At 71.5% G+C, this 23,086-nt stretch carries 21 protein-coding genes; 8 read left to right on the forward strand and 13 right to left on the reverse strand.

The features are described from left to right. The first annotated feature begins 91 nt into the window (after window positions 1-91). The 7 genes from QE416_RS06160 to QE416_RS06190 are packed head-to-tail and all read left to right on the forward strand — an operon-like array spanning window position 92 to window position 6,520. Window positions 92-619, forward strand: a complete 528-nt coding sequence (locus QE416_RS06160) for an MSMEG_0572/Sll0783 family nitrogen starvation response protein (protein ID WP_307314417.1) — start codon at window positions 92-94, stop codon at window positions 617-619. An 8-nt stretch (window positions 620-627) separates the two neighbouring features. Next, the gene (locus QE416_RS06165; protein WP_307314419.1) at window positions 628-1,530 is read left to right on the forward strand and encodes a carbon-nitrogen hydrolase family protein; all 903 of its coding nucleotides are present in this window, start codon (window positions 628-630) and stop codon (window positions 1,528-1,530) included. A gap of 1 nt (window position 1,531) precedes the next feature. Further along, window positions 1,532-1,822, forward strand: coding sequence for an MSMEG_0570 family nitrogen starvation response protein (locus QE416_RS06170; protein ID WP_307317865.1), 291 nt, complete (start codon window positions 1,532-1,534; stop codon window positions 1,820-1,822). Then, window positions 1,819-3,075 carry an MSMEG_0569 family flavin-dependent oxidoreductase gene (locus QE416_RS06175; protein WP_307314422.1) on the forward strand — a complete coding sequence of 419 codons (1,257 nt, stop codon included), beginning with the start codon at window positions 1,819-1,821 and terminating at the stop codon, window positions 3,073-3,075. The genes QE416_RS06170 and QE416_RS06175 overlap by 4 nt, the downstream gene beginning before the upstream one ends. Window positions 3,076-3,099: 24 nt before the next feature. Beyond that, the gene (locus QE416_RS06180; RefSeq protein ID WP_307314423.1) at window positions 3,100-3,957 is read left to right on the forward strand and encodes a carbon-nitrogen hydrolase family protein; all 858 of its coding nucleotides are present in this window, start codon (window positions 3,100-3,102) and stop codon (window positions 3,955-3,957) included. Window positions 3,958-3,987: 30 nt separating this feature from the next. Then, a complete protein-coding gene (locus QE416_RS06185) occupies window positions 3,988-5,286 on the forward strand; it encodes an MSMEG_0565 family glycosyltransferase (RefSeq protein WP_307314426.1) in 1,299 nt (432 codons plus the stop codon). Then, window positions 5,177-6,520: an AMP-binding protein gene (locus QE416_RS06190; RefSeq protein ID WP_307317868.1), complete on the forward strand. Its 1,344-nt coding sequence runs from the start codon at window positions 5,177-5,179 to the stop codon at window positions 6,518-6,520. Before QE416_RS06185 ends, QE416_RS06190 begins: the two co-directional genes overlap by 110 nt. 117 nt (window positions 6,521-6,637) lie before the next feature. Here the strand turns inward: QE416_RS06190 and QE416_RS06195 are convergent, their stop codons facing one another. The 8 genes from QE416_RS06195 to QE416_RS06230 all read right to left on the reverse strand — a co-directional run bounded on the left by QE416_RS06195 (window position 6,638) and on the right by QE416_RS06230 (window position 16,249). Beyond that, window positions 6,638-7,312 (reverse strand): TetR/AcrR family transcriptional regulator, encoded by a 675-nt coding sequence (locus tag QE416_RS06195; RefSeq protein WP_307314428.1) that lies wholly within the window; start codon window positions 7,310-7,312, stop codon window positions 6,638-6,640. A 47-nt stretch (window positions 7,313-7,359) separates the two neighbouring features. Then, window positions 7,360-8,673, reverse strand: a complete 1,314-nt coding sequence (locus QE416_RS06200) for an MFS transporter (protein WP_307314430.1) — start codon at window positions 8,671-8,673, stop codon at window positions 7,360-7,362. A 39-nt stretch (window positions 8,674-8,712) separates the two neighbouring features. Further along, window positions 8,713-10,602 (reverse strand): glycoside hydrolase family 3 N-terminal domain-containing protein, encoded by a 1,890-nt coding sequence (locus tag QE416_RS06205; protein WP_307314432.1) that lies wholly within the window; start codon window positions 10,600-10,602, stop codon window positions 8,713-8,715. Window positions 10,603-10,752: 150 nt separating this feature from the next. Further along, window positions 10,753-12,144 carry an MFS transporter gene (locus QE416_RS06210; RefSeq protein WP_307314434.1) on the reverse strand — a complete coding sequence of 464 codons (1,392 nt, stop codon included), beginning with the start codon at window positions 12,142-12,144 and terminating at the stop codon, window positions 10,753-10,755. 64 nt (window positions 12,145-12,208) lie between these two features. Continuing rightward, window positions 12,209-13,798, reverse strand: coding sequence for a benzoylformate decarboxylase (gene mdlC / locus QE416_RS06215; RefSeq protein WP_307314435.1), 1,590 nt, complete (start codon window positions 13,796-13,798; stop codon window positions 12,209-12,211). Window positions 13,799-13,819: 21 nt separating this feature from the next. Next, complete coding sequence (locus tag QE416_RS06220) at window positions 13,820-14,833, reverse strand: aldehyde dehydrogenase family protein (RefSeq protein ID WP_307314437.1); 1,014 nt, start codon at window positions 14,831-14,833, stop codon at window positions 13,820-13,822. Further along, window positions 14,830-15,276, reverse strand: coding sequence for an aldehyde dehydrogenase family protein (locus tag QE416_RS06225; RefSeq protein WP_307314439.1), 447 nt, complete (start codon window positions 15,274-15,276; stop codon window positions 14,830-14,832). Before QE416_RS06225 ends, QE416_RS06220 begins: the two co-directional genes overlap by 4 nt. A gap of 22 nt (window positions 15,277-15,298) precedes the next feature. Next, complete coding sequence (locus tag QE416_RS06230) at window positions 15,299-16,249, reverse strand: hypothetical protein (protein WP_307314441.1); 951 nt, start codon at window positions 16,247-16,249, stop codon at window positions 15,299-15,301. Between the two features lie 130 nt (window positions 16,250-16,379). Here QE416_RS06230 and QE416_RS06235 point away from each other — a divergent pair, with 130 nt between their 5' ends. Next, entirely contained in the window at window positions 16,380-17,306 is a 927-nt protein-coding gene (locus tag QE416_RS06235) for a LysR substrate-binding domain-containing protein (RefSeq protein ID WP_307314443.1), read from the forward strand. Window positions 17,307-17,333: 27 nt separating this feature from the next. On the opposite strand, the gene QE416_RS06240 is transcribed toward QE416_RS06235, so the two are convergent. From QE416_RS06240 to QE416_RS06260, 5 genes are read right to left on the reverse strand one after another with little or no spacing between them, the layout of a single operon-like run. After that, on the reverse strand, window positions 17,334-18,581 hold the full coding sequence (locus QE416_RS06240) for an MFS transporter (protein ID WP_307314446.1): 1,248 nt from the start codon (window positions 18,579-18,581) through the stop codon (window positions 17,334-17,336). After that, window positions 18,575-19,465 carry a carbon-nitrogen hydrolase family protein gene (locus tag QE416_RS06245; RefSeq protein WP_307314448.1) on the reverse strand — a complete coding sequence of 297 codons (891 nt, stop codon included), beginning with the start codon at window positions 19,463-19,465 and terminating at the stop codon, window positions 18,575-18,577. Before QE416_RS06245 ends, QE416_RS06240 begins: the two co-directional genes overlap by 7 nt. 20 nt (window positions 19,466-19,485) lie before the next feature. Beyond that, the gene (locus tag QE416_RS06250; RefSeq protein ID WP_210072772.1) at window positions 19,486-20,343 is read right to left on the reverse strand and encodes an ATP-binding cassette domain-containing protein; all 858 of its coding nucleotides are present in this window, start codon (window positions 20,341-20,343) and stop codon (window positions 19,486-19,488) included. Next, window positions 20,343-22,097 carry a dipeptide/oligopeptide/nickel ABC transporter permease/ATP-binding protein gene (locus tag QE416_RS06255; protein WP_307314450.1) on the reverse strand — a complete coding sequence of 585 codons (1,755 nt, stop codon included), beginning with the start codon at window positions 22,095-22,097 and terminating at the stop codon, window positions 20,343-20,345. Before QE416_RS06255 ends, QE416_RS06250 begins: the two co-directional genes overlap by 1 nt. Before the next feature lie 2 nt (window positions 22,098-22,099). Continuing rightward, window positions 22,100-23,035, reverse strand: coding sequence for an ABC transporter permease (locus QE416_RS06260; protein ID WP_307314452.1), 936 nt, complete (start codon window positions 23,033-23,035; stop codon window positions 22,100-22,102). Window positions 23,036-23,086: the final 51 nt, after the last annotated feature.

Here is a 23,086-nt window from a genome sequence, read left to right on the forward strand (position 1 = left end):
TCCGACCGAAACCAATCCGAAACACGAACCGACGAGCCTGGAATTAGACAGACGCTCCATCCCCGGCTCCACCGACGCGAAGGACACGACCATGACCACCGACATCGACGCCCAGATCGCCGAGAACATCGCCAAATCCCTCGGCGAGGTTCCGCACCCCTCGCTCCCCAAGGGCAGCAACATCTACGGCTCGACCAAGCTGTTCCCCGACTTCCAGGCCGAGGACGGCGAGTCGTACTTCACGCTCATCCACGGCATCCCGCACGAGTCGTCGGTGAGCTTCGTCGCGATCCTCCAGGCCACTCGCGCGCTGCGCAAGGGCTTCGAGTCGGCGATCTACCTGTACGGCCCCGGGACCCTCGCCGCCACGGCGAACCGCGGCTTCCCGACCACGGGTGACGCGGGCTTCCCGGGCGAGCTCAACATGAACAACTCTCTCGAGACCTTCATCAAAGAGGGCGGCACGGTCTACTGCTGCCGCTTCGGCCTGGCCCTGCACGGCATCCGCGAAGAAGACCTCATCGAGGGCGTCATCCCCGCGCACCCGCTCGACGTGCAGGACGCGCTCATCTACTACGCGCGCAAGGGTGCGATCATCAACTCCACCTACAACCTCTGAGGCCCGGCATGACCATGAAAGTCGCTTCCGTCTCGGCGAACTTCACCCGAGACCTGGAGCAGAACTACGCGCTCATCGCCGACCTGGTGACCGAGGCGCGCGCCGCGGGGGTGTCGTTCCTCGCGTTCCCCGAGGCCGCCATCGGCGGGTACCTCTCCTCCCTCGGCAACCACGGCGACACCGTCAAGACCACGAAGCGCTCGATGCCGCCGGCCATCCGGCTCGACGGACCCGAGATCGCCCGCGTGCAGGAGCTCGTCGGCGACATGGTCGTGACGATCGGCTTCTGCGAGCTGGCCGACGACGGTGAGACGCGGTACAACGCCGCGGTGTGCCTGGATGGCGAGAACATCTACGGCTCGTACCGCAAGGTGCACCAGCCGCTGGGAGAGAACATGTCGTACTCGGCCGGCGACACCTATCGCGCCTTCGACACCCCCATCGGGCGCGTGGGCATGCAGATCTGCTACGACAAGGCGTTCCCCGAGGCCGCGCGCATGCTCGCCCTCGACGGTGCCGAGATCGTGGTGAGCATGTCGGCGTGGCCCGCGGCGCGCACCGCGACCGCCGAGAACCTGCAGGACGACCGGTGGACCTACCGGTTCAACCAGTTCGACATCGCGCGGGCCCTCGACAACCAGGTGTTCTGGATGGCATCCAACCAGTCGGGCACCTTCGGGTCGCTCCGCTACGTCGGCAACGCGAAGGTCGTCGACCCGGGCGGCAACATCCTCGCGACGACCCTTCTCGGCACCGGGCTCGCCATCGCCGAGATCGACATCGAGGAGACGTTCCGGACGATGCGCGGGGGCATGTTCCACCTGCGCGACCGTCGGCCCGACGTCTACGGCCCGGTCGCCGAGACGGCCGGGGCGCACGTCGAGGGATGGAAGGAGCTGGCCCGTGCCTGAGATGCGCTTCGCGGTGCGCTGGCCCGACGGCGTCGAGTCCTCGCACTACTCACCGAGCCTCGTGATGCACGACTACCTCTCCACGGGGAGCAGCTACGACGTCGCCGACTTCGTCGCACGATCGAGCGAGGCCCTGGATGCCGCGGGCGAACGCGTGCGGGCCGCCTATGGCTTCGCGTGCACCTCGGCCATGGCATCCCGTGACGAGATCGTGCGGTCGGCGGCTGCCTACGACGGCGGCGAGGTCACCGTGCTGCGCATGGAGCCTCCCCTCCCGGTGGGTGCGTCATGATCGCCGTCGACCTGCAGCCGGGCGACCACTACTCCGCGGTCATCGTCGGCGGCGGGCAGGCGGGCCTCTCGGTCAGCTGGCACCTCGCGCAGGCGGGGGTGCGGCACGTCGTGATCGAGCGGGAGTCCGCGGCGCACGAGTGGCGCGACGGGCGGTGGGACAACTTCACCCTCGTGACCCCCAACTGGCACTGCCGGCTTCCCGGTTACGCCTACGACGGCCCCGACCCCGACGGGTTCATGACCCGCGACGAGGTCTACGCCTGGGTGCGCGGCTACGCCGACACGTTCGACGCTCCGATCGCCGAGGGCGTGGAGGTGCGGCGGGTCGACCGCCGCGACGACGGGGTGTTCGTCGTACAGACCAGCGCGGGCGAGATCACCGCGGATGCCGTCACCTCGGCGACCGGGGGCTATCACCGCCCCATCACGCCGTCGTGGGCCGACGACCTGCCCGAGCGCATCGTGCAGATGCACTCGCACCACTACCGCAACGCGGCACAGCTCCCGGGTTCGGTGCTCGTGGTGGGGACGGGGCAGTCCGGCACGCAGATTGCCGAGGACCTTCACCTCGAGGGGCGCCAGGTGCACCTCGCCGTGGGGCGCGCGCCGCGCGTGGCGCGGTTCTACCGCGGACGGGACTGCATGACGTGGCTCGCCGACATGGGCGTCTACGACGTGCCGGTGGGGGAGCAGGCCGCGGCCAAGCGCGCGGCGACCAACCACTACGTCACCGGGCGCGACGGCGGACGCGACATTGACCTCCGCCTCTTCGCGGCTCAGGGGATGGGCCTGCACGGACGGGCGATCGGCGTCGCCGACGGAAGCCTCGCGTTCGACGACAGCCTGGCGGCCAACCTCGACCGGGCCGATGCGGTCGCCGAGTCGATCAAGAACGACATCGATGCCTACATCGCCCGCGAGGGCATCGACGCTCCGGTCGAGGCGCGCTACCAGCCGGTGTGGACGCCCGCGGGAGGCCCCACTCGGCTCGACCTCGACGAGATCGACGCCGTCGTCTGGGCCATCGGCTTCCGCGCGGACTGGTCGTGGCTCGGCGACCTCGACGTGCTCGATGCGGCCGGGCACCCGGCGCACGACCGTGGCGCGACGGCGGTCCCCGGATTCTCCTTCGTGGGGCTTCCGTGGCTGCACACGTGGGGCTCGGGCCGTTTCCACGCGATCGCCCGGGATGCCGAGCACGTCGCCGCCGGCATCGTGGCGGCGTCGCGCGGCGTCCTCGCCGTGCGCTGAGCGGCCAGCGCGTACTCTCGGGGAATGGCATCCGTGACGATGGCTGCGGTGGCGGCCCACTTCGGTCGCGACGTGGACCGCACGCTCGCGAAGCTCCCCGGGATCATCGATGACGCGCGCGGGCGCGGTGTCGATCTGCTCGTGCTGCCGGACGCCACGATCGGCGGCTACCTGCTCGACCTGCACCACCCGGTGGAGGAGGGCGACGGCATCCCCCACTCCGTTGAGATCGACGGACCCGAGGTCGCCGCGATCGTCGCGCTGGCGGGTGACATGACGGTGTGCTTCGGGATCGCCGAGCGTGCCGTCGACGGGGGCGAGGAGCGGCGGTACAACACCGCCGTCTGCGTGAACGGGGACGGCGTGCTGGGGGTGCACCGCAAGGTGCACCTGCCGCTGGGCGAATCCGAGGTCTACGCCGCCGGCGACGACTTCCGCGCCTTCGACACCCCGGTCGGTCGCATCGGCATGCTGATCGACTTCGACAAGACCTTTCCCGAGGCGGCGCGGTCGGTCGCGCTCGACGGCGCACAGGTCATCGCGTGCCTGAGCGCGTGGCCGGCGAGCGTGACCGACCGGTCCGACCGCATCCGCAACGACCGGCAGGCCCACCTGTTCGACCTGTACGACTGCGCCCGCGCGGCCGAGAACCAGGTCTACCTCGTGTCGTCGAACCAGACGGGCGTGCTGGGCGGCCTGCGCTTCCTCGGGCAGGCGAAGGTCGTCGACCCCGCGGGCGAGATCGTCGCCAAGACCTGGGCGAAGGGCGGGCTCGCCGTCGCGGAGGCCGACGTCTCCGCCGACGTGGCCCGCGCGCGACGCTCGCTCAACCACCTCGCGCAGCGCGCCGAACACGCCTACCGGCTCACCGCGCCGGCATAGACCGCGTGCTCGCCGCGGAAAGGACGACCCATGCGCATCGCGCAGCTGACCTACTCCACCAAACCCCGCGGCGGCGTCGTGCACACCCTCGCGCTCGCCGAGGCGCTCGCCGCACGCGGTCACGAGGTCGAGGTGTGGACGCTCGGGCGCGGCGACGACACCGCGTTCTTCCGTCCGGTCGACCCGCGCGTCCGCGTGCGCGTCGTGCCCTTCCCCCCGCGCGACGGCGAGGGCGTGGGGGAGCGCATCGAGCGCTCGATCGAGCTGATGGCCGCTGCGCTGGACCCGGATGCCGACATCGTCCACGCGCAGGACTGCATCTCGGCGAACGCGGCCCTGCGGCGCGGCATCCCCGTCGTCCGCACGATCCACCACCTCGACGCGTTCACGACGCCCCAGCTCGTGGCGTGCCATGACCGCGCCGTCACCGAGCCGGTCGCCCGACTGTGCGTCTCGCACGCGGTGGCGCGCGAGGTCGAGGAGGGGTACGGCGTACGCCCCGAGGTGATCGCGAACGGGGTGGATGCCGAACGGTTCGCCGCCGCGGCCGAGGCAGACGACGCCCGGGCGGCATGGCGAACGCAGCTCGGCGCGTACGTGCTGGCCCTCGGGGGCATCGAGCCGCGCAAGGGCTCGATCGACCTCCTCGAGGCCTACGCCCTCACGCGCGATACGCACCCCGACCTGCGTCTGGTGTTCGGCGGCGGCGAGACCCTGTTCGACTACCGCGAGTACCGGGACCGCTTCGAGGCGCGTGCGGTGGAGCTCGGCATCCGTCCGATCATCCTCGGGCCGGTCGACGACGCCGCGCTGCCGGCCCTCGTCGCCGAGGCGCGGGCGCTCGCCTTCGTCTCGACCAAGGAGGGCTTCGGCCTCGCCGCGATGGAGGCGCTCGCCGCGGCCACGCCGGTGGTCGCGCGAGAGACCTGCCGGTCATTCGCGAGGTGTTCGGTGACGCCGTGCTCTACGCGTCGACGCCGTCCGAGATCGCAGCCCAGCTCGGCGCGGTGCTGCGCGGACGGGCATTCGTCGACTCCGCCGCCGGGGTCGAGCTCGCCCGTGCCCACACGTGGGATCGCGCGGCGCGAGCGCACGAGGAGTTCTACGCCCGCGTGCCGCTGGCGAGCCCGCGATGACCGAGCAGACATTCTCGGCGATCCTCGCCGAGCGCGCGCGGGCCGATCCCGACGAGCCCCTCGTCGTGGACAGTGCCGGCGCGATGACGGCGGAGGAGCTGGATGCCGCGGCCTCGGCGCTCGCGCACGAACTCCGTCGCCGTGGGGTGCGGCGCGACGACCTCGTCGCCGTGTCGCTGCGCAACGGGCGTGACTTCGTGGTCGCGTGCTTCGGGATCTGGCGGGCGGGCGCGACGCCGCAGCCCCTGTCGACCGAGCTGACCGCGGCGGAGCGCGGCGCCCTGGAGGCGCTGGCCGTGCCCGCGGCCGCCGTGGGGTCGCGGCCCGCGTCGTCCGGGATCGCGTGGCTGCCCGGGGCGCGCGTGGCCCCGCGCGGCGGCGAGCTGCCGGATGCGGCGGCATCGTGCTGGAAGGCCCCGGCGACCTCGGGCTCGACGGGACGGCCCAAGATCGTGCGCGCTGCCGCGCCCGCGACCCTGGATCCCTCGCGCCCGGTCGCGGAGTTCTTGCCCCGCCAGGCGACGCAGATCGTCGCCGGACCCCTGTGGCACTCCGCGGTGTTCACCTACGCGTTCCGCGGCCTGCTGACGGGTCACCGTCTCGTCATCCTGGACCGCTTCGACCCCGCCGCGTGGGTCACGGCCGTCGAGACGCACCGGGCGACGTGGGGTCTGCTGGTTCCCGCGATGATGGCGCGCCTGCTGCGTCTGCCCGCCGAAGCGCGGGCCCCCGAGCGCGTCGCGAGCATCGAGAGCGTGCTGCACATGGGGGCACCGTGCGCGCCGGCGCTGAAGCGGGCGTTTCTCGACTGGATCGGCGCCGAGCGGGTCGACGAGGTGTACGCCGGCAGCGAGTCGAACGGACTCACCCGCATCGCGGGGACGGAATGGCTCGAACGCCCGGGCAGCGTCGGGCGGGCGATCGGGGGCACCGAGATCCGTATCCGCGACGACAGCGGGCGCGACCTGCCCACGGGCGAGGGCGGACTGGTGTGGATGCGGCGCGGCGCCGCCCCCGCCTACGCCTACGTGGGCGGGACCTCGCGCCGCGACGCCGAGGGCTGGGACACCCTTGGCGACATCGGACACGTGGATGCCGACGGCTACCTCTTCCTGCACGACCGGTCGGACGACATGATCAATCGCGGGGGTGACAAGATCGCCCCCGCCGTCATCGAGGCGGCGCTCCAAGAGCATCCCGCCGTGGCGGAAGCCGTCGCCTTCGGCGTCGCCGACGACGAGCTGGGCCAGGTGGTGCACGCCGCCGTCCGGCTCACCGACTCGGCGGCATCCGCGTCGGTGATGGCCCACGCCCGGACGCACCTGGGTCGTCGCGCGCCCGTCGCGGTGCACGTGTCGACCGCGCCGCTGCGCAACGACGCCGGAAAGGTGCGGCGGTCGGCGTTGGCGGAGCGGTTCGTCGGCTGAGCGGCACGGGAGGCGTGGCGCTCCTCGTGTGTTTTTGCGTTCCTCGGTCGCGCGTCCGCGCGCAGCGCTGCCCGCCGGTCGATGCGCGCGAATCCGCCCCGGCGGGGCCGCGGGCCCTCAGCCGACGCGCGAATCGGCGGGGTCGGCGGGGTCGGCCGGGTCGGCCGGGTCGGCGGGGTCGGCGGGGTCGGCGGGGTCGACGGGGTCGACGGGGGAGAGGACGCGCCGCAGCAGGGTGACGCACGAGGTCATCGCGACGCGGGGTTCGAGGATCCACTGGGTCTGCAGGCCGTCGAGGGCCGCCACCGCGAGGGTGACGAGATCGCGCGCTCGTTCGGGGGAGAGGGCGCCGCCCCACTCGGCCTGGATCTTGTCGGTGAGATGGCCGCGCATCTGCGCGAACCGCGCGCGGAAGAACTCCTGAGCGGGGTGCTCCTCGGTCGTGCTCTCGGCCGAGAGCACCGCGTAGAAGCGCACCAGGTCTGCGCGGCGCTCGTTGGTGGCGGCGGCGAGCTCGAGGTAGTCGGGAACGGGCATCTCATCGATGCCCCGGCCCTCGGGGTCGCGCAGCGTGCCGTGTTCGTCGTAGAAGCGCTCGAGCGTGGCCAGGAGCAGCTTCTCCTTAGTGGAGAAGTGGTGCAGGATCGCGGACTGGACGATGCCGGCGTCCGCGGCGATACGTGCGAGAGAGGTTCCGCGGTAGCCGAATCGGCCGAAGTTGTGCACGGCCGAGGCGAAGATCGCCTCCCGGGTCGAGTCACCCTGCGCGACGATCCGGGGGGCGCGGGGCATGGCACTCATCCTAGGGCGGCGGTCTCGCGGACCGCCGCCCGGTCGGATCAGCGGACGCCGCGGATGACGGCGATCGCCGCCGCGCCCAGCAGGGCGAAGACCGCCGCGCCGACGTACAGCGCGACGTAGTTCTGGCTGCCGGGCGTCGCCCCGATCAGCAGAAGCACCGGCGCAAGCACGGGGGCGACCGTCTGGGGCACGGTGCTGGACAGGTTGAACACGCCCATGCCCTTCGCGGCCTCGGTGTCGGAGTCGGGCAGCACGTCCGAGACGAGTGCGTAGTCGACGCCCATGTACGCCCCCTGCGACAGACCGCCGATGACGACGCCGAGCAGGAACCCGTCGAAGCCGGTGGCGGTGGCCACCACGATCATCGCGGCCGCGTAGCCGAGCGAGGCGGCGATGACGAAGACCTTACGTCGTTTCACGATGTCGCTCAGCCAGCCCGCGAGCAGGCTGCTGACGAACACGCTGGCGGCGAGAGCCAGCATGGAGATGAAGAGCAGGTTCGGCAGGGCCTCCTTGGGGAGGCCGAGGTGGTCGCTGAGGAAGTAGGTCTTGTACGTCGTCAGCAGGGCCAGCGCGGTCCAGACGAGGAAGCGACCCACCCACGCCAGTCCGAAGGCCGGGAAGCGGAACGGGTTGATCCACAGCGCGGTGAAGATGTCGGCGAGACGGAACCGGCCGACCTCCGCGCGGGTGCGCGGCACTTCCTTGAGGCCGGCGACGAAGACGACGACGAGCACGAGGGCGAGCGCGGCGGGGGCGAGGAACATCCACACGCCCTGCGTGCCCGTCCCCTGCACGAGGAACGTTCCGGCGACGGCACCGACCTGGCTGCCGGAGCCGAGCCACGCCGACACCCGACCGCGCTTGTGCGCGGGGACGCGTTCGGGCAGCACGGCCACGGTGGCGGCGAGGGCGGTGTTGAAGCCGACCTGCGCGATGCACCAGGCGACGGCGATCATCGGAATGGTCGTCGCCGCTCCCAGGAAGAACGTCGCGATGATCCCCACCAGCACGCCGCCGAGGATGAAGGGGCGCCGCTGACCGAAACGCGACGTCGACTTGTCGCTGAGGCGCCCGAAGATCGGGTTGGCGAACAGTGCACAGGCGGCGCCGAGCCCCGCGATGAGCGAGAGGGATGCCGCCTTGTTCGCCGGATCCACGTCGCCGACGCGAAGCGAGAGGGTGACGGCGGCGGGGGTCATGAGGGCGATCCACACCCCCAGTTGGCCGAGCACGTAGCGGGTGATGAAGCCGGCGCCGACGTGCTGGCCGGTCAGCCGCATCATGCGTTCGGCGGTGCTCTCGGCCGTGCTGTCGGCGGCCGTCGGGACCGGATGCTGTGTCTGTGTCATGGTGTCTCCTTTGACGAGGGGGAAGGGAGGGGGCAGGGGTCAGGCTGTGGTCGTGAGTCCGTGTCCGTGGGGGAACAGCGGTGCCTCGGTGTCGAAGGGCACGTCTTCGCGCGAACGCTCGACGGCGGCCATCGACGAGGGGAGCTCGAACGGCAGCCGCCCCTCCGCGCGCGCACGACCGAAGAGGACCTCGAGGTACGCGCGATCTCCGCTGCCGAACGATCCCGTCACCGCCGCCGCCGCGGCGACGACGTCGGTGAGGATGGCCGGTCGGTCGAGGAATACGTCCACGACGGTCGGGACGGCGCGGCAGAGCGCGTCGATGTGGGCGGCCTCGTCGGCCGAGAACTCGAGCGAGCCCTGGTGGAAGAACGTCTCGAAGTAGAAGGTCTGCCGCACCTCGCTCGGCGCCTTCACGCGGAGGATCGCGATGTCGGCATCCTGGGCATCGTCCACCACCTCGGCGAAGTCGGCCAGGATCGCCCGGTCGACGCCCTCGGCGTAGACCCGCAGACCGGTGCGGAGGGGGAGCACCGCGCGGCCGGCGTCGCCGTTGGTGAGCACGGTGATGCTGCGCTGCTGGGCCGCGTGACCGGCCGCGACCGCGTCGGCGGCCCCCGCGACGGCGCGCGCGTGATCGAGGTCGAGGAACGGGTCGTCGAACAGCCCGAGGGCGAACTTCACCCGCAGCAGACGCCGCACCGACTCGTCGATGCGCTGCTCGGCGATCTCGCCGCTCTCGACCAGGTCGACGACGATCTCGGGGCACTTCTCGCCGCCGAGCTGATCGGCTCCGGCGTCGAGGATCTTCTTCACGCGGGTGCGTGCGTCGGCGTGCTCCATGCCCCACGCCTTCGGGGGCAGCTCCCGCCCGGGGGTGGTGTACCCGTGCACGAGGGCCCAGTCGGTGCAGATGACCCCGTCGTAGCCGAGCTTCTCGCGCAGCAGGCCGGTGAGGATCTGCTTGTTGAAGCCGAACCCGACCTCTTCGACCGGCTCGCCGTCGAGGACGAGCCCCTCGGGGAGGCCGTAGTAGGGCATGATGCCCGCCGTGCCCGCCGCGATCGCGGCACGGAAGGGCTCGAGGTGGTAATCGAAGTTGTCGCCCGGGTAGACCTGCTCCCGCCCGTAGGGGAAGTGTGCGTCCTCGCCGTTCTTCTGGGGACCGCCTCCGGGGAAGTGCTTGGTGGTGCAGGCCACCGACGTCGCACCCAGCTCGGCACCCTGGAACCCGTCGAGGTACGCGCGCACGTAGGCGGAGGCGAGCTCGGCATCCTCTCCGAACGTGTGGATCTGCCGCGCCCAGCGCGGCTCGGTCGTGAGGTCGACGGTGGGGTGGAGTGCGGCGCGGATGCCGACGGAGGCGTACTCGGCGCGCGCGATGTCGGCGAACTCCCGGACCGTCTCGACATCGCGGAGCGCGGCAAGGCCCAGGGGCTCCGGCCACTTCGAGAAGAACGCGGAGGGGAGCGAGGCGCCGACGTTGCGGACGAACGCATGGCGCGGATCAGTGGAGAGGGTCACGGGGATGCCGAGTCGCGTGCGTGACGCTGCCTCCTGCAGGGCGTTGCTCCAGGCCACGGCCTGCTCGACGCTCTCGAGCTCGAGCACGTTGAAGTGCGTCATGTGCTTCTCGCCGAGCAGGTCGCTGGTCGCCGTCTTGTTGTAGCGCTCGGCGCCGACGACGTCATCGTCGGGGGTCTCGTGCTCGACGACGACTCCGCCGCGTCCGGACTCGATGACCGACTGGAACATCTGTCCGGCCTTCTCGGCCAACGTCATCCGCGACAGCAGGTCGTCGACGCGGTCGTCGATGCTCGCGGTCGGGTTCTCGTAGACCGCCATGATGCCGTCGTGGTCGAGATCGCGGAATCGCGTGCCGTCGGGTGCGGTGAGCGCCGGGGCGGTGGGGGACAGCGTGTCGGACATGGGAACCTCCGGAGTGATCTGCACTGACTGTATGAACAGTCAGTCTGTTTGACAAGGAAGAAAAAAGCGGGCGTTCGATCCGAAGAACGGCACGAGCCCGCGCGGCACGGCCCCGCCCCGCGCGACGGGGGGCGAGGCCGTGCAACCGGGTCAGGCCCGCTGCAGGCCGCGCACCGGGCTCACGGACTGCTCGGCCTCGTGGTCGGGGCCGAGGGGGATGCCGCTGCGGTCGCGCAGCAGCAGGGTGGCGAGGAAGCCGATGACCGTCATGCCGGCGAGGTAGACGGTGACCGCGTTCGTGCCGCCGGTCGCGTCGACGAGCGCCTGAGCGATGGTCGGGGCGAACGCGCCGCCGAGGATCGCGCCGATCGCGTACGAGATCGACACCCCCGAGAAGCGGATGGATGCCGGGAACAGCTCGGCGTACAGCGCCGCCTGGGGCCCGTAGGTCAGGCCAAGGCCGACCGTGAGCACGACGAGGCCCAGCGCGAGCATGCCCACGCTGCCGGTGTTGACGAGCGGAAACAGCAGCAGCACGCCGACGAGCTGGGCGGCCCAGCCGACGAAGTAGGTGTTGCGGCGGCCGATCTTGTCGCCGATCCACCCGCCGATCGCGGTGAAGACCAGCCACGACACGGCCGAGAGGGTGACGGCGCCGAGCACGTCGGCGGTGGCCAGCCCCACCGGCCCGTTGGGGTTGGTGGCGTAGCGCTGGATGTATCCGCCGGTGGTCATGTAGCCCACGGCGTTGTTGCCCGCGAACACGAGCGCGGCGATGATCACGAGCACGGCGTGCTTGCGGAAGAGCTGGACGATCGGCGCCTGGGTCTTCTCCTTGCGCTCGCTCAGCTCGACGAACACCGGGCTCTCCTCGACCTTCTTGCGCACGTAGTGGCCGACGAGGATCAGCACGAACGACAGCAGGAACGGCACGCGCCAGCCCCACGCGAGGAACGCGTCGCCCGGCGCGATGAGTGCCATCAGCGCGAGGATGCCGCTGGCCAGCAGCAGACCGAGCGGCACGCCGAGTTGCGGGGAGGCGCCGAAGAGGCTGCGCTTGGCCTTGGGGGCGTGCTCGACGGCCATGAGCACGGCGCCACCCCACTCGCCGCCGGCCGAGATCCCCTGCAGGATGCGCAGCAGGATCAGCAGGATGGGGGCGGCGATGCCGATGACGTCGTACGTCGGCAGCACGCCGATGAGCGTCGTGGACGCGCCCATCAGGATCAGCGTCAGCATGAGGACGATGCGACGGCCGTACTTGTCGCCGAGGTGCCCGGCGAGGAACGCGCCGAGCGGGCGGAACAGGAAGCTCAGTCCCACGGTGAGGAACGACAGGATCTGCGCGAACCCGGGCCCGGCCGGAGCGAAGAACAGCTGGCCGAACACCAGGCCCGCGGCGGTGGAGTAGAGGAAGAAGTCGTACCACTCCACGGTGGTGCCGACGACCGTGGCGAAGACGACACGGCGGCGGTCCGCCGCGGTCGAGATGGTGCCGGTCGGGGTGAAACCACCCGAACGGCGTGAGTGTTCAGCGGACATGCAGGACTCCTTGGACATCGTTGTCGACGCCGCGACGTGACCGTCGCAGCGGGTAGGCAGGGATTCAGCGTTGGGACAGTTGCGGGACCACGGCGAGCCGTGGGCCGGGAGCGGCCGAGGCCGCGGCGACGAAGTCCTCGAGCTGGTCGAGGTCGTCGAGATGATGGGCGTCGATGCCGTAGCCGCGCGCGATCGCGCACGGGTCGAGGCCGTCGATGTCGAGGTACCCGCCGTCGGGGACGTCCATGATGCGCGAGAAGCGCTGGAGCGCCCCGTACTCCTGGTTCTGCGCGATCACGAAGGTGACGGGGATGCCATAGCGCGCCGCCGTCCACAGGGCCGCCGGGGTGTACTGCATCGCCCCGTCGCCGATGAGCGCGATCACCGGGCGGCCGGGGTCGGCGAGCTGCACGCCGATCGCGGCGGGCAGGCCCCAGCCGAGACCGCCGTTCGCGGGGAAGTAGTACGACTGCGCGCGATCGAACGTCAGGCGCGCCCACAGGGCATCCGCCGAGGTCCACTCGAGCACGATCACGGCGTCGTCGGGCTTCGCGCGATCGACCGCGTCGAGGATCGCCGGCGCCGAGAACCGTCCGTCCGTCGCCGGGGGAGCGGCATCCGGGGCGAAGGCGGCGCCCGCGGGCGATCCGCCCTGTCGGACGCGGGATGCCAGTCGCGCCGCGGCATCGACGGGGTCGCCGACGAAGATCGCGCCCGCCGCGGCACGAGCCGCCTCGCCGGGGTCGGAGGTGACGCCGACCAGCCGCGTGCCGGAGGCGAGGGGAGCCCCCTCCACGAACTGGTGGTACCGGAACACCGCGGCGCCGAGGGTCACGACGAGGTCGTGGTCGGCGAGCACGTCGGCCACCGCCCCGAGCCCAGTGGGCAGGATGCCGCGGAAGTGCGGATGCCGCGTCGAGAACGGCGCGCGAGACGGACTCGGCGCGACCCACACCGGCAGGCCGCGGCGCTCGCTGAGTGCGCGCGTGGCCGCCCATCCGGCATCCGTGTCCACGCCCGGTCCGAGTACCAGCACCGGTGACGACGCGGCGTCGAGCTGGGCCGCGATCTCGTCGAGGTGCGCCTCGGCGAGCACCGGGGCCGCCGCCACCGACCGCGACGCGAGTCCGGCGGCGACGCGCTCGTCGGCGGATCGCGCCCAGTCGTCGAGCGGGACCGAGACGTAGGTGGGTCCGGTCGGAGCCGACAGCGCCAGCAGCGCCGCCTGCGACACCGCCGCGGGCACGTCTTCCGGCCGCAGCGGCTCGGCCGAGAACTTCACGAGCGGATCCGCCAGGCGCGTGGCATCCACGTTCGTCAGCATCGCGTTCAGCGGCACGTAGCGGCGGCTCTGCTGCCCCGCGAGCACGAGCACGGGAGCGTGCGCGGCGGCGCTGTTGGTGAGGTTGCCCATCGCGTTGCCCGTGCCCGACGAGGAGTGCAGGTTGACCACACCCAGCGACCCTGACGCCTGCGCGTAGCCGTCGGCCATCGCCACCGCCGCGCCCTCCTGGAGGGCGAGGACGTAGTCGATGTCGTCGGGCAGGTGCTTCAGCATGGTCAGCTCGTTGGAGCCGGGGTTGCCGAAGATCCGGGTCACGCCGCGCGCGCGCAGCACCTCGTAGAACGCCTGGGCGACGTCGGGAGTGGACATTGGGGGGATTCCTCCGCGAGATCAGAACGGGTAGGTCGCGATGTCGGCCTGCATCGTGACCCACTGCGTCTCGGTGAACGCCTCGATGTTCGCCTCGTGCCCGCCGAACCGTGCGCCCGTGCCCGAGGCGCCGACGCCGCCGAACGGAGCCTGCGACTCGTCGTCGACGGTCTGGTCGTTGATGTGCAGGATGCCGCTGGGCAGGCGATCGGCCAGCTCGTAGGCGCGGAACGCGTCTTTGGCCAGGATGCCGAGGGAGAGGCCGTAGTCGCTAGCGTTGACGAGCTCGACGAGCTCGTCGACCGAGCCGAAGCGCGTCACCGGGGCGACGGGGCCGAAGATCTCCTTCTGGAACGCGGCGTGCTCCGCGGTGACGTCGGCGAGGACGGTGGCCTCGAAGAACAGGCGGTCATACCCGCCGCCCGCGGTGACCCGGGCGCCGGCGTCGACCGTCTCGCTCACGATCGCGGCGATCTTGTCGCGCTGGCGCTCGTCGATGATCGGTCCGAGCGGCACACCCGTGGAGGGGTCGCCCGCGGGCAGGGCGGACGCCTTGGCGCTCAGGGCCTCGACGTACTCGTCGTAGATGCTGTCGTGCACGAGGTGGCGCCCGGTGGTCATGCAGATCTGGCCCTGGTGCAGGAACGATCCCCACGCGCCGGCGGATGCCGCGGCGGCGACGTCGACGTCACCGAGCACGACGAGGGCGTTGTTGCCACCGAGCTCGAGGTGCGCGCGCTTGAGCAGCTGTCCCGCGCGGGCACCGATGATGCGACCCGCCTCGGTCGACCCGGTGAACGAGATGATCGGCACCGCGGGGTGATCGACGAGCGCCGATCCCACTTCGACGCCGCCCGGCAGCACCGAGAACACCCCGGCGGGAACACCGGCGGCCTCGAGCACGGCGGCGAAGAACAGGCCGCCGCTGACGCTCGTGCGCGGGTCGGGCTTGAGCACGACGGCGTTGCCGAGGGCGAGAGCCGGGGCGATCGAGCGCGCCGACAGGATGCCGGGGAAGTTGAACGGCGAGATCACGCCGACCACTCCGACGGGGCGGCGACGGCTGAGGCTGAGGCGCGGCCGCGCGCCGAGCGCAGCAGCTGGCCGTACGGCATCATCGCGGTGGCCGCGGCGAGGTGGAACTCGTTCGCGACGAGGCTGGCCTCGAAGTGGGCCTTGCCCTGGGCGGAACCGGCCTCGTCGCTGAGCCAGCGGGCGAGGGTCTCGGTGTTCTCCTCGATGATCGCCGCGGCGCGGCGCATGGCGGCGGCGCGCTCCTCGGCGGGGGCGGCGGCCCACGCGGTCTGCGCGCGGCGCGCGGCGTCCACCGTGCGGTCGAGGTCGGCGGCGGTGGCCGCGGCCACCCGGCCGATCGTCTCGCCGGTCGAGGGCGAGATCACCGCGGCGGTGTCGGGCGTGCTCACCCACGATCCGTCGAAGTAGCGGCCATCCCAGGTCTGCGGGTCGAAGAACGTCATCGGTCAGTCCCCTTTCGGTGTGTCAGTGCGTGAGTGCGGCGGCGCGCAGGGCCTTGTCGGCGAGGGCCGCGGAGGCCTCGTCGACGGCGGCGCGTTCGGCGTCGTCGAGGTAGTCCAGCGGGGTGGGCGCGACGGTGTCGTCGCGCACGACCGCGAGCAGCGTCGTGTGGGAGTCGTTGCCATCGCCGTCGCGTCGCCACACCGCGACCGGTACCGGCTCGCCGGCGGCGAGCTGCGCAATCGTGCGGGCGGAGCCCACCGGCGTCGTCCAGCCGGAGCTGCGGCCGGGCCGCAGGTCGGACCAGCGCCGGAACCAGCCGCGGGCGTCGGCGTCGATCCGCGCGCGCTGCGCGGCGTCGAGGACGAGCGGAGCGCCGTCGAGGGTGACACCGCTCCACACGAGCACCTGACCGTCGCCGTGCTCGCCGATCACGAGGGCGTCGAGGCGACCCGGGTCCACCTCCAGCTCCCGCGAGATCGCGGCGATGAAGCGGGCGCTGTCGTTGAGGCAGTAGCCGAAGATCCGCGCGGGGTGGATGCCGCTGGTGTGCGCGAGGCAGGTGGCCAGCACGTCGGCGGGGTTGGTGACGATCATGACGAGGCCCGTCTCGCCCGCGAGCGCCTCGATGGCGGGACGCACCGCGTCGAGCACCCCGAGGTTGCCCTGCAGGAACGCTTCCCGGGTCCCGTCCGGCGTCTCGGGAAGCGAGGCGGCGAACACCACGAGGTCGACGGGCTCCTGCTCGGCCGCGCGGTCGAGCGGCACGACGACGAGCCGGGCCCGCGTGCGTCCCGCGACGATCTGCGCTTCACGCATGTCGATCGCGTGCGCCTGCAGCACGTTCTCTTTGAGATCGAACAGCAGGATCTCGTCGTAGTCGTCGCTGAGTGAGAGCTGATGGGCGAGGCCCGCACCGGTGAGACCGGATGCCCCGAGGATCGCGACGCGCCGCGGCGACCATGTCTGCGTCATTGCACTCTTCCCTTCGCGCGTGTTCGTGCGCCGTTGTCGATTCAAGACGCCGAACGCCGAGAGGTCCAGACGAAGGTTCGGATGCCGACCATAGAATCTCTCTATAGAGCTGCACCGGAAGGGCGAGCACATGGCATCCATCGATCTCGATCTGCTGCGCACCTTCGTGGCGATTTATGAGCGCCGCAGCCTCACACGGGCGGCCGGAGCGCTCAACGTCACACAACCCTCGGTCAGCTACGCGCTGGGCCGGCTGCGCGGGGAGCTCGGCGACCCCCTCTTCGTCCGCTCGGCCCGGGGGATGACGCCGACCGCGCGGGCGGAGCAGCTCTACACCGTCGCCCGGTCGTCGATCGATGCGATCGACGACGTCGTCGCGGGGCGGGAGTTCGACCCGCTCACGGCCCGCTCCCGATTCCGCGTGGCGCTGACCGACATGGGCGAGTACGCCTACCTGCCGCCCCTCATGGAGCGCATGTCGACCGAGGCTCCCGGCGTGAGTCTCGACGTCGTGCCCATCGACGTCGACGCGGTGGACCGCTGGATCCTCAGCGGAGAGGTCGACGCCGCCGTCAGCAGCGCCGCGCCCACCGGCCGTACCGTGACGACCGACCTGTTCACCGAGACCTACGTCTGCGTGGCGACCTGGCCCGACGATCTCGTCGGCGTGCCGGTCGAGCCCGCCGAGCTGGCGACGCTGCGCCTGGCCCTGATCGACTCGTCGTCGGGGCACGACCGCGTCGGCCGGGCACTCGACGAGACCGGGATCACGCCGCGCGCGGTGCTGCGCGCGCACCACTTCTCGACCCTCCCCGAGACGCTGGTGCGCTCGGGCGATGCGGCGATCGTGCCGCGACGCGTCGCGGCGATGTTCGCGCGGCGGTGGCCCCTGCGGGCACGTCCGCTGGGCGAGCTGGTCGAGAGCTTCGATGTGCGGCTGTTCACCCAGGCCGCCCTGCACTCGACGGCGGGCCGTCGGTGGTTCTTCGCGGTGCTGGAGGATGCCGTGCGGGCGTTCGCCGTCGAGTCGTCGGACGGGGAGGATGCCGCCCGCTGAGCATCGTCGGCTCACCCGCCGCCGCCGTCACGCGCGTCGCAACCCGCCGCGCAGCGCGAAGAGGACGACGCCGAGGGCGACGGCGACGGACCCTCCGGCGATGACCGAGGCGGATCGCGCGCCGACGGCATCCGCAAGGAGACCGAGGACGGGAGAGCCGAGGGGTATGCCGCAGAGAGTCACCATCGCGAACAGCGCATTGACGCGGCCGCGCAGCGCGTGCGGCGTGACCATCTGCACGTAGGCCGCGCCCTGCGCCATCAGCAGCATGGAGGCGATTCCCGCCGGGACGAGGCCGACCGCGTACAGGGGGAAGGTCGGCAGCGCACCGGTGGCCGCGGTGAGCAGGCAGACACCGATGGCGGCCGCGGCGATCGAGCGGGGAGTGACCCGACCGAGCACCGCCGTCAGGGCAGCCCCCGCGATGGTGCCGACCGCGAGTGCCGACCCGAGCAGCCCGACGCCGGTCGCTCCCGCGGAGAAGTCCTGCGTTGCGGCCAGCGTCGCGATCGACAGGATGTTGGGGGAGATGAGCCCCGCGACGGCGGTGAGCGCGAAGACGAGGCGCAGGCGCGGTTCGGCGAGGACGAAGCGCACCGCGTGCCCCATCCCCGCGGGAACGGCCTCGTCGCCGTCGGGCTGGCCGTCGCGCCGGCGGGGCAGCCGGGTCAGCACGAGGGCGAAGACGCCGAGGGCGGTGGCGCCGACGACGAACGACGGGCCGTTCCCGAACCCCGCGATGAGGAATCCCGCCGCGCTCGGACCGATCAGCCGGCCGAGCTGGAAGAACAGGGTGTTCAGACCGACGGCGTTCGAGAGGACGCGGGCCGGCACGATCTCGGTGATCACCGTGGGGCGCATCGCGCTCTCGAGCGCGGAGCCGAGGCCGTACACCGCGGCCAGGACGAGGGCGAGGGGGAGGGTCATGACCCCCAGCAGGAGCGACGTCGCCTGCGCGATCCCGACCAGGGCCATCGTGCTCTCCCCGGCGATGAGGAGGCGACGCGGTCCCCACCGGTCGGCGAGCACGCCGATCACGGGGCCGAGGACCAGGAGCGGGACGAACTGGATGGCCGCGGTGATGCCGAGCACCGCACCGCTGCCGCCGCTGAGGTCGAGCACGAGCAGACTCTGCGACGTGCCCAGCATCCACGAGCCGATGAACGCGAGCTGAGCACTCGCCGCGTAGGCGCGGAACGCGGGGAAGGCGAAGCTCGCGATCGGCGAACGGCCGGGCCGGGCGGCATCCTCTCCCCCCGCGAGGGCGCTCACCACGGTTTGACGATGGAGGTCGGGTCCGCGTCGTACTCCTGGTCGCGACGGAGAAGGGACTCGTCCACGGTGGCGTACAGGATGCCGTCGACCTCGGGGGCGAGTGGTTCGGCGATGCTCTCGCCGAAAGGTCCGAAGATGCGCGTGGAACCGCCCCCGCTGAGAATGCGATCGCTCTCGCCCTCCGGGAGCTCGAGCAGCTCGAGGTAGGCGTCGCCGGCCACGATGGTCGGGGCGAGGGTCACGACACCGCCCTCGGCGGCGTACTGCGAGCTCGCGGCCATGCTCGCCTCCGCGCTCATCGGGACGAACCCGGGATAGAGCCCGAAGTGGGGCCACGAGGCCACATGGAGTTGCTCGTTCTGCGACAACAGGGCGTGTCGGAGGAGCGGACGGCGGTTCTCGGAGCAGTTGAGGGCACCGATGCGGCCGATGGAGCTGTCGACGACCTCGAGATCGGCACCGGATCCGGAGGCGAAGATGTCCCACTCGACCGCGGACGGCTTCAGCTTCCGCCGCTTCATGGTGGTGATGCCGTCGTCGCTGATGACGTATTGCGCCATGTAGAGCTCGTCGCCCACGCGTTCGCTCAGACCGAGGACGACGGTGATGCGCCCCTCTCGCGCCGCCGCCTCGATCCGCCGATGCTGCGCGCTGCCCGCCACGAGCGAGTTCTCGAGGTAGCGCTGTCGGAACGGCGCGCGGTAGTCCTCGTCGCCGAACCACATGAAGCTGGGGTAGCCCGGCAGCCAGGTCTCGGGAAACGCGATGACACGCGCGCCGTGGGCGGCCGCCTCGGCGATCAGGGCGACGGTCTTGTCGGTCGTGCCGTCGAGGTCGAACCACACCGGCTCGGACTGCACGGCGGCGAGAGTGATCTGGGCCATGGGGGCTCCTTCGGGGACGGTCAGGCGCCGGCCAGCAGGGCGCGGCGGGCGAGGCGCCTCTCCTGCTGCAGGCGAGGGTCGGGGACGGGAGCTGCGGCGAGCAGCAGACGCGTGTAGTCGTCGGCCGGCGTCTCGGTCACGGTGCGGGTGGGGCCGAACTCCACGATCCGGCCCTTGTTGAGCACGGCGACCTCGTGCGAGACCTGGCGCACGACGGCGAGGTCGTGCGAGATGAAGAGGTAGCTGACCCCGAGGTCGCGCTGCAGTTCTGCCATGAGGTCGAGCACCTGCGCCTGCGTGGTGAGATCCAGCGCGCTCGTGGGCTCATCGCAGACGACGAGTCGCGGCGACACGGCGAGAGCGCGGGCGATCGCGATGCGCTGTCGTTGTCCGCCCGAGAACTCCCGCGGGTAGCGGTCGACGGCGTTTCCGGGCAGGGAGACGCGGTCGAGGAGGCCGCGGACGATGCCGTCCGCCTCGGCCCGCGTCATCCGGCGAAGCGCCAGCAGCGGTTCGGTGAGGATGTCGCCCACCGTCAGGGAGGGGTTCAGCGAGCTGTAGGGGTCCTGGAAGACGACCTGGATCTGCGTGCTCACCTCGCGTCGACGGGCGAGCGGCAGGTGCGTGATGTCGCGCCCGTCGTAGGAGATGTGTCCCCCGGCCACGCGGGTGAGGCCCAGGATCGCTCGTCCGATGGTGCTCTTGCCGGAGCCGGATTCGCCGACGAGGCCGAGCGTGCGTCCGGGCTTCAGCTCGAACGAGACGCCGTCGATCGCGGTGTACGCCGGGGTGAACAGACCGCGCTTGCGGTAGGTGACGCGCAGGTCGCTTACGCGCAGCGTCCCGTCGGTCGCGGGCGCGGGTGTCGTGGTGGTCATCATCGGGTGCTCGCCTCCTCATCGGCATACCAGACGGCGTGTTCGTCGCCGCGCATCGCGGGGTTCGCCGCGAGCAGACCTGCGGTGTATTCGTGGCTCGGGTGATCGAAGAGCTCCTCGACGGCGGCGTTCTCGATGATCCGCCCGTGCAGCATCACGATCGCGCGGTCCGCGACGTCGGCGACGACCCCGAAGTCGTGCGTGACGATGATCATCGCCATCGTCCGCTCCCGGCACAGCTCGCGCAGCAGCTCGAGGATGTCGGCCTGGACGGTGACGTCCAGCGCCGTGGTCGGCTCGTCGGCGATGAGCAGCTCGGGCTCGGCGGCCAGGGCCATCGCGATGCACACGCGCTGCGCCATCCCGCCCGAGAGCTCGTGCGGGAACGAGCGTGCGACGCGCTCGACGTCGGCAATCTTCACCTGCGCGAGGAGCCGGCGCACCTCGTCCCGGCGGGCACGGCGGTCGAGATTGCGGTGCAGCCGCAGCGACTCGTCGATCTGGTGCGCGACGGAGAACGCCGGGTCCAGGCTCACCATCGGCTCCTGGCCGATGTACGCGATGCGACGGCCGCGGACGTGGCGCAGCTCGCTCTCGGGGAGGGTGAGCAGGTCGTCGCCGTCGAGCACGATGCGCCCCGCGGTCGCCTCGACGCCGGTCGGCAGCAGACCGATGATCGACATGGCGGTCATCGTCTTGCCGGAGCCGGACTCGCCGACCAGGGCGAGGATCTCGCCGCGCCGGAGTTGGAACGACACGTCGGTGAGCAGGGGCGTCGCGCCGGCGGCGGCGGAGAGCCCGAGGACGGACAGCATCGCGCCCCGCTGGTCCACCGGGGTCGCCTCGGCGGGAAGAGGGGTCCGCGCGACCATCACGCCGCGCCCGGTGCCGGCGTTGCCGGGAATGGCATCCCGCACCGCGTCGCCGACGACGGTGAACGCGAGGATGGTCAGCACCAGGACGAGACCGGAGGGGACGAGCATCCACGGCTGCTGGTTGATGTAGGTGTTCGCGTCGGCCACGGATCCGCCCCAGCTCGGCGCGGGGGGAGGGCTCGCGAGCCCGAGGTAGCTGAGACCCGCCTGCGTGAGCAGTGCGAGGCTCAACACGATCGTGGCTTGGACGATCAGGGGGTTGCGGACGTTCGGCAGCACGTGGCGGGCGATGATCCGGGGCGAGCGCAGTCCGTATACCTTCGCCGCGTCGACGTACAGCTCCGCGCTCGTGGCAGCGGCGCCGTCGCGGGCGAGTCGGAAGAACACCGGCGAGACGATCAGGCCGAACACCGCCATGGCCGTGTACACGTTCTTCCCGGTCACGGCGAGGATCGTGAGCAGGATGACGATGACCGGCACGCTCTGCAGCAGGTCGATGATGCGTGCCGAAATGGCATCCCAGCGGCCCCCGCGGAAGTAGCCCGCCGTGAGTCCCGCGGGCACGCCGATGACGAAGGCGACGACGAGGGCGAGCAGAGCGCCGAGCAGGCTCACCTGGCCGCCGTGGAGCAGGCGGCTGAGGATGTCGCGCCCCAGGCCGTCGGTTCCGAGCGGATGCGAGGCGGTCGGCAGGGCGAGCGTGTTCGCCAGGTCCTGCTTGACCGGGTCGTAGGGGGTGAGCAGCGGCGCGGCGATCGCGCCGATCACGACGATCGCGATCCAGACGAGCGCCAGCACGAGCGGAACCGAGATTCGCGGGCGGGCGCGGCGGGTCCGGACGGTGGGGACCGCGGGCGCGGGGGAGAGGGCGGTGGACATGGTCACCTCAGTTTCGGGTTGAGCCAGGCGGAGACGAGGTCGGTGAGGAGGTTCACGGCGACCACGAGCAGGGTCATGACGACCACGACCCCCTGCATGAGAGGAACGTCGAGCTTCGACACGGAGGCGAAGATGAGGCTGCCGAGCCCGGGGAGCGCGAACACCTGCTCGATCACGACCGCGCTGCCCAGCATGCCGACGAACTGCAGGCCGGTCACCGTCAGGATGGGGCCCGAGGCGTTGCGCAGCAGGTGCTTCGTGATGATCGACGTGCGCGACACGCCTTTCGCGCGCAGGATGCGGACGAAGTCGCGCCGTGCGAGATCGGTGAGGCTGGCGCGGGTCTGCAGGGCGATCGCGGTCGCCGAGGCGAGCCCGAGCGCGATCGTCGGCAGCGTCAGACTGCGCAACCAGCCGTTGGGGTCCTCCTCGAACGGGATGTAGCCCGAGGGAAGGAAGATCGGCACCCAGATCGCCAGGCAGAGCACGAGGACGAGGGCGAGCCAGAAGTTGGGCAGCGCCATGCCGATGACCGACACCAGCTGCACGGCGCGGTCGACGATGCCGCCACGGACCGCGGCGAGCACCCCCAGCCCCACGCCGACGATCAGCGACAGCAGGGTCGCGGCGAGCGTGAGGCTCAGCGTGACCGGGATGCGGGCGGCGATGGTGTCCAGCACGGGGGAGTGGTCGTAGAAGCTGGTGCCGAAGTCGCCTCGCAGCGCCGCGGTGAGCCAGTCGAGGTAGCGCTCGAGAAGCGGACGGTCCAGGCCCAGCGCGTCGCGCAGCGATGCGAGCTGTGCGGGGGTCGCGGTGTTGCCCAGGATCGTCGCGGCGGGGTCGCCGGGGATCAGCGGGACGAGCAGGAACGTCAGCAGTGAGACGAGGAGCACGAGGGGGACGGCGATCGCGAGACGGCGTCCGATGACCGAGAGCACGGGATTCTCCTTCCGGAGGAGGAACGCGAGGGTGGGAGTCGGGGGCGGGGC

This window comes from Microbacterium sp. SORGH_AS_0421 (genome assembly GCF_030818635.1).
Classification (GTDB): domain Bacteria; phylum Actinomycetota; class Actinomycetes; order Actinomycetales; family Microbacteriaceae; genus Microbacterium.

Excerpts from the sequence above, each read along its gene's own strand:
- QE416_RS06160 (WP_307314417.1), top strand. The coding sequence starts at position 92 with ATGACCACCGACATCGACGCCCAGATCGCCGAGAACATCGCCAAATCC.
- QE416_RS06165 (WP_307314419.1), top strand. The coding sequence starts at position 628 with ATGACCATGAAAGTCGCTTCCGTCTCGGCGAACTTCACCCGAGACCTG.
- QE416_RS06170 (WP_307317865.1), top strand. The coding sequence starts at position 1,532 with ATGCGCTTCGCGGTGCGCTGGCCCGACGGCGTCGAGTCCTCGCACTAC.
- QE416_RS06175 (WP_307314422.1), top strand. The coding sequence starts at position 1,819 with ATGATCGCCGTCGACCTGCAGCCGGGCGACCACTACTCCGCGGTCATC.
- QE416_RS06180 (WP_307314423.1), top strand. The coding sequence starts at position 3,100 with ATGGCATCCGTGACGATGGCTGCGGTGGCGGCCCACTTCGGTCGCGAC.
- QE416_RS06185 (WP_307314426.1), top strand. The coding sequence starts at position 3,988 with ATGCGCATCGCGCAGCTGACCTACTCCACCAAACCCCGCGGCGGCGTC.
- QE416_RS06190 (WP_307317868.1), top strand. The coding sequence starts at position 5,177 with ATGACGGCGGAGGAGCTGGATGCCGCGGCCTCGGCGCTCGCGCACGAA.
- QE416_RS06195 (WP_307314428.1), bottom strand. The coding sequence starts at position 7,312 with ATGCCCCGCGCCCCCCGGATCGTCGCGCAGGGTGACTCGACCCGGGAG.
- QE416_RS06200 (WP_307314430.1), bottom strand. The coding sequence starts at position 8,673 with ATGACACAGACACAGCATCCGGTCCCGACGGCCGCCGACAGCACGGCC.
- QE416_RS06205 (WP_307314432.1), bottom strand. The coding sequence starts at position 10,602 with ATGTCCGACACGCTGTCCCCCACCGCCCCGGCGCTCACCGCACCCGAC.
- QE416_RS06210 (WP_307314434.1), bottom strand. The coding sequence starts at position 12,144 with ATGTCCGCTGAACACTCACGCCGTTCGGGTGGTTTCACCCCGACCGGC.
- mdlC (WP_307314435.1), bottom strand. The coding sequence starts at position 13,798 with ATGTCCACTCCCGACGTCGCCCAGGCGTTCTACGAGGTGCTGCGCGCG.
- QE416_RS06225 (WP_307314439.1), bottom strand. The coding sequence starts at position 15,276 with ATGACGTTCTTCGACCCGCAGACCTGGGATGGCCGCTACTTCGACGGA.
- QE416_RS06230 (WP_307314441.1), bottom strand. The coding sequence starts at position 16,249 with ATGACGCAGACATGGTCGCCGCGGCGCGTCGCGATCCTCGGGGCATCC.
- QE416_RS06235 (WP_307314443.1), top strand. The coding sequence starts at position 16,380 with ATGGCATCCATCGATCTCGATCTGCTGCGCACCTTCGTGGCGATTTAT.
- QE416_RS06245 (WP_307314448.1), bottom strand. The coding sequence starts at position 19,465 with ATGGCCCAGATCACTCTCGCCGCCGTGCAGTCCGAGCCGGTGTGGTTC.
- QE416_RS06250 (WP_210072772.1), bottom strand. The coding sequence starts at position 20,343 with ATGACCACCACGACACCCGCGCCCGCGACCGACGGGACGCTGCGCGTA.
- QE416_RS06255 (WP_307314450.1), bottom strand. The coding sequence starts at position 22,097 with ATGTCCACCGCCCTCTCCCCCGCGCCCGCGGTCCCCACCGTCCGGACC.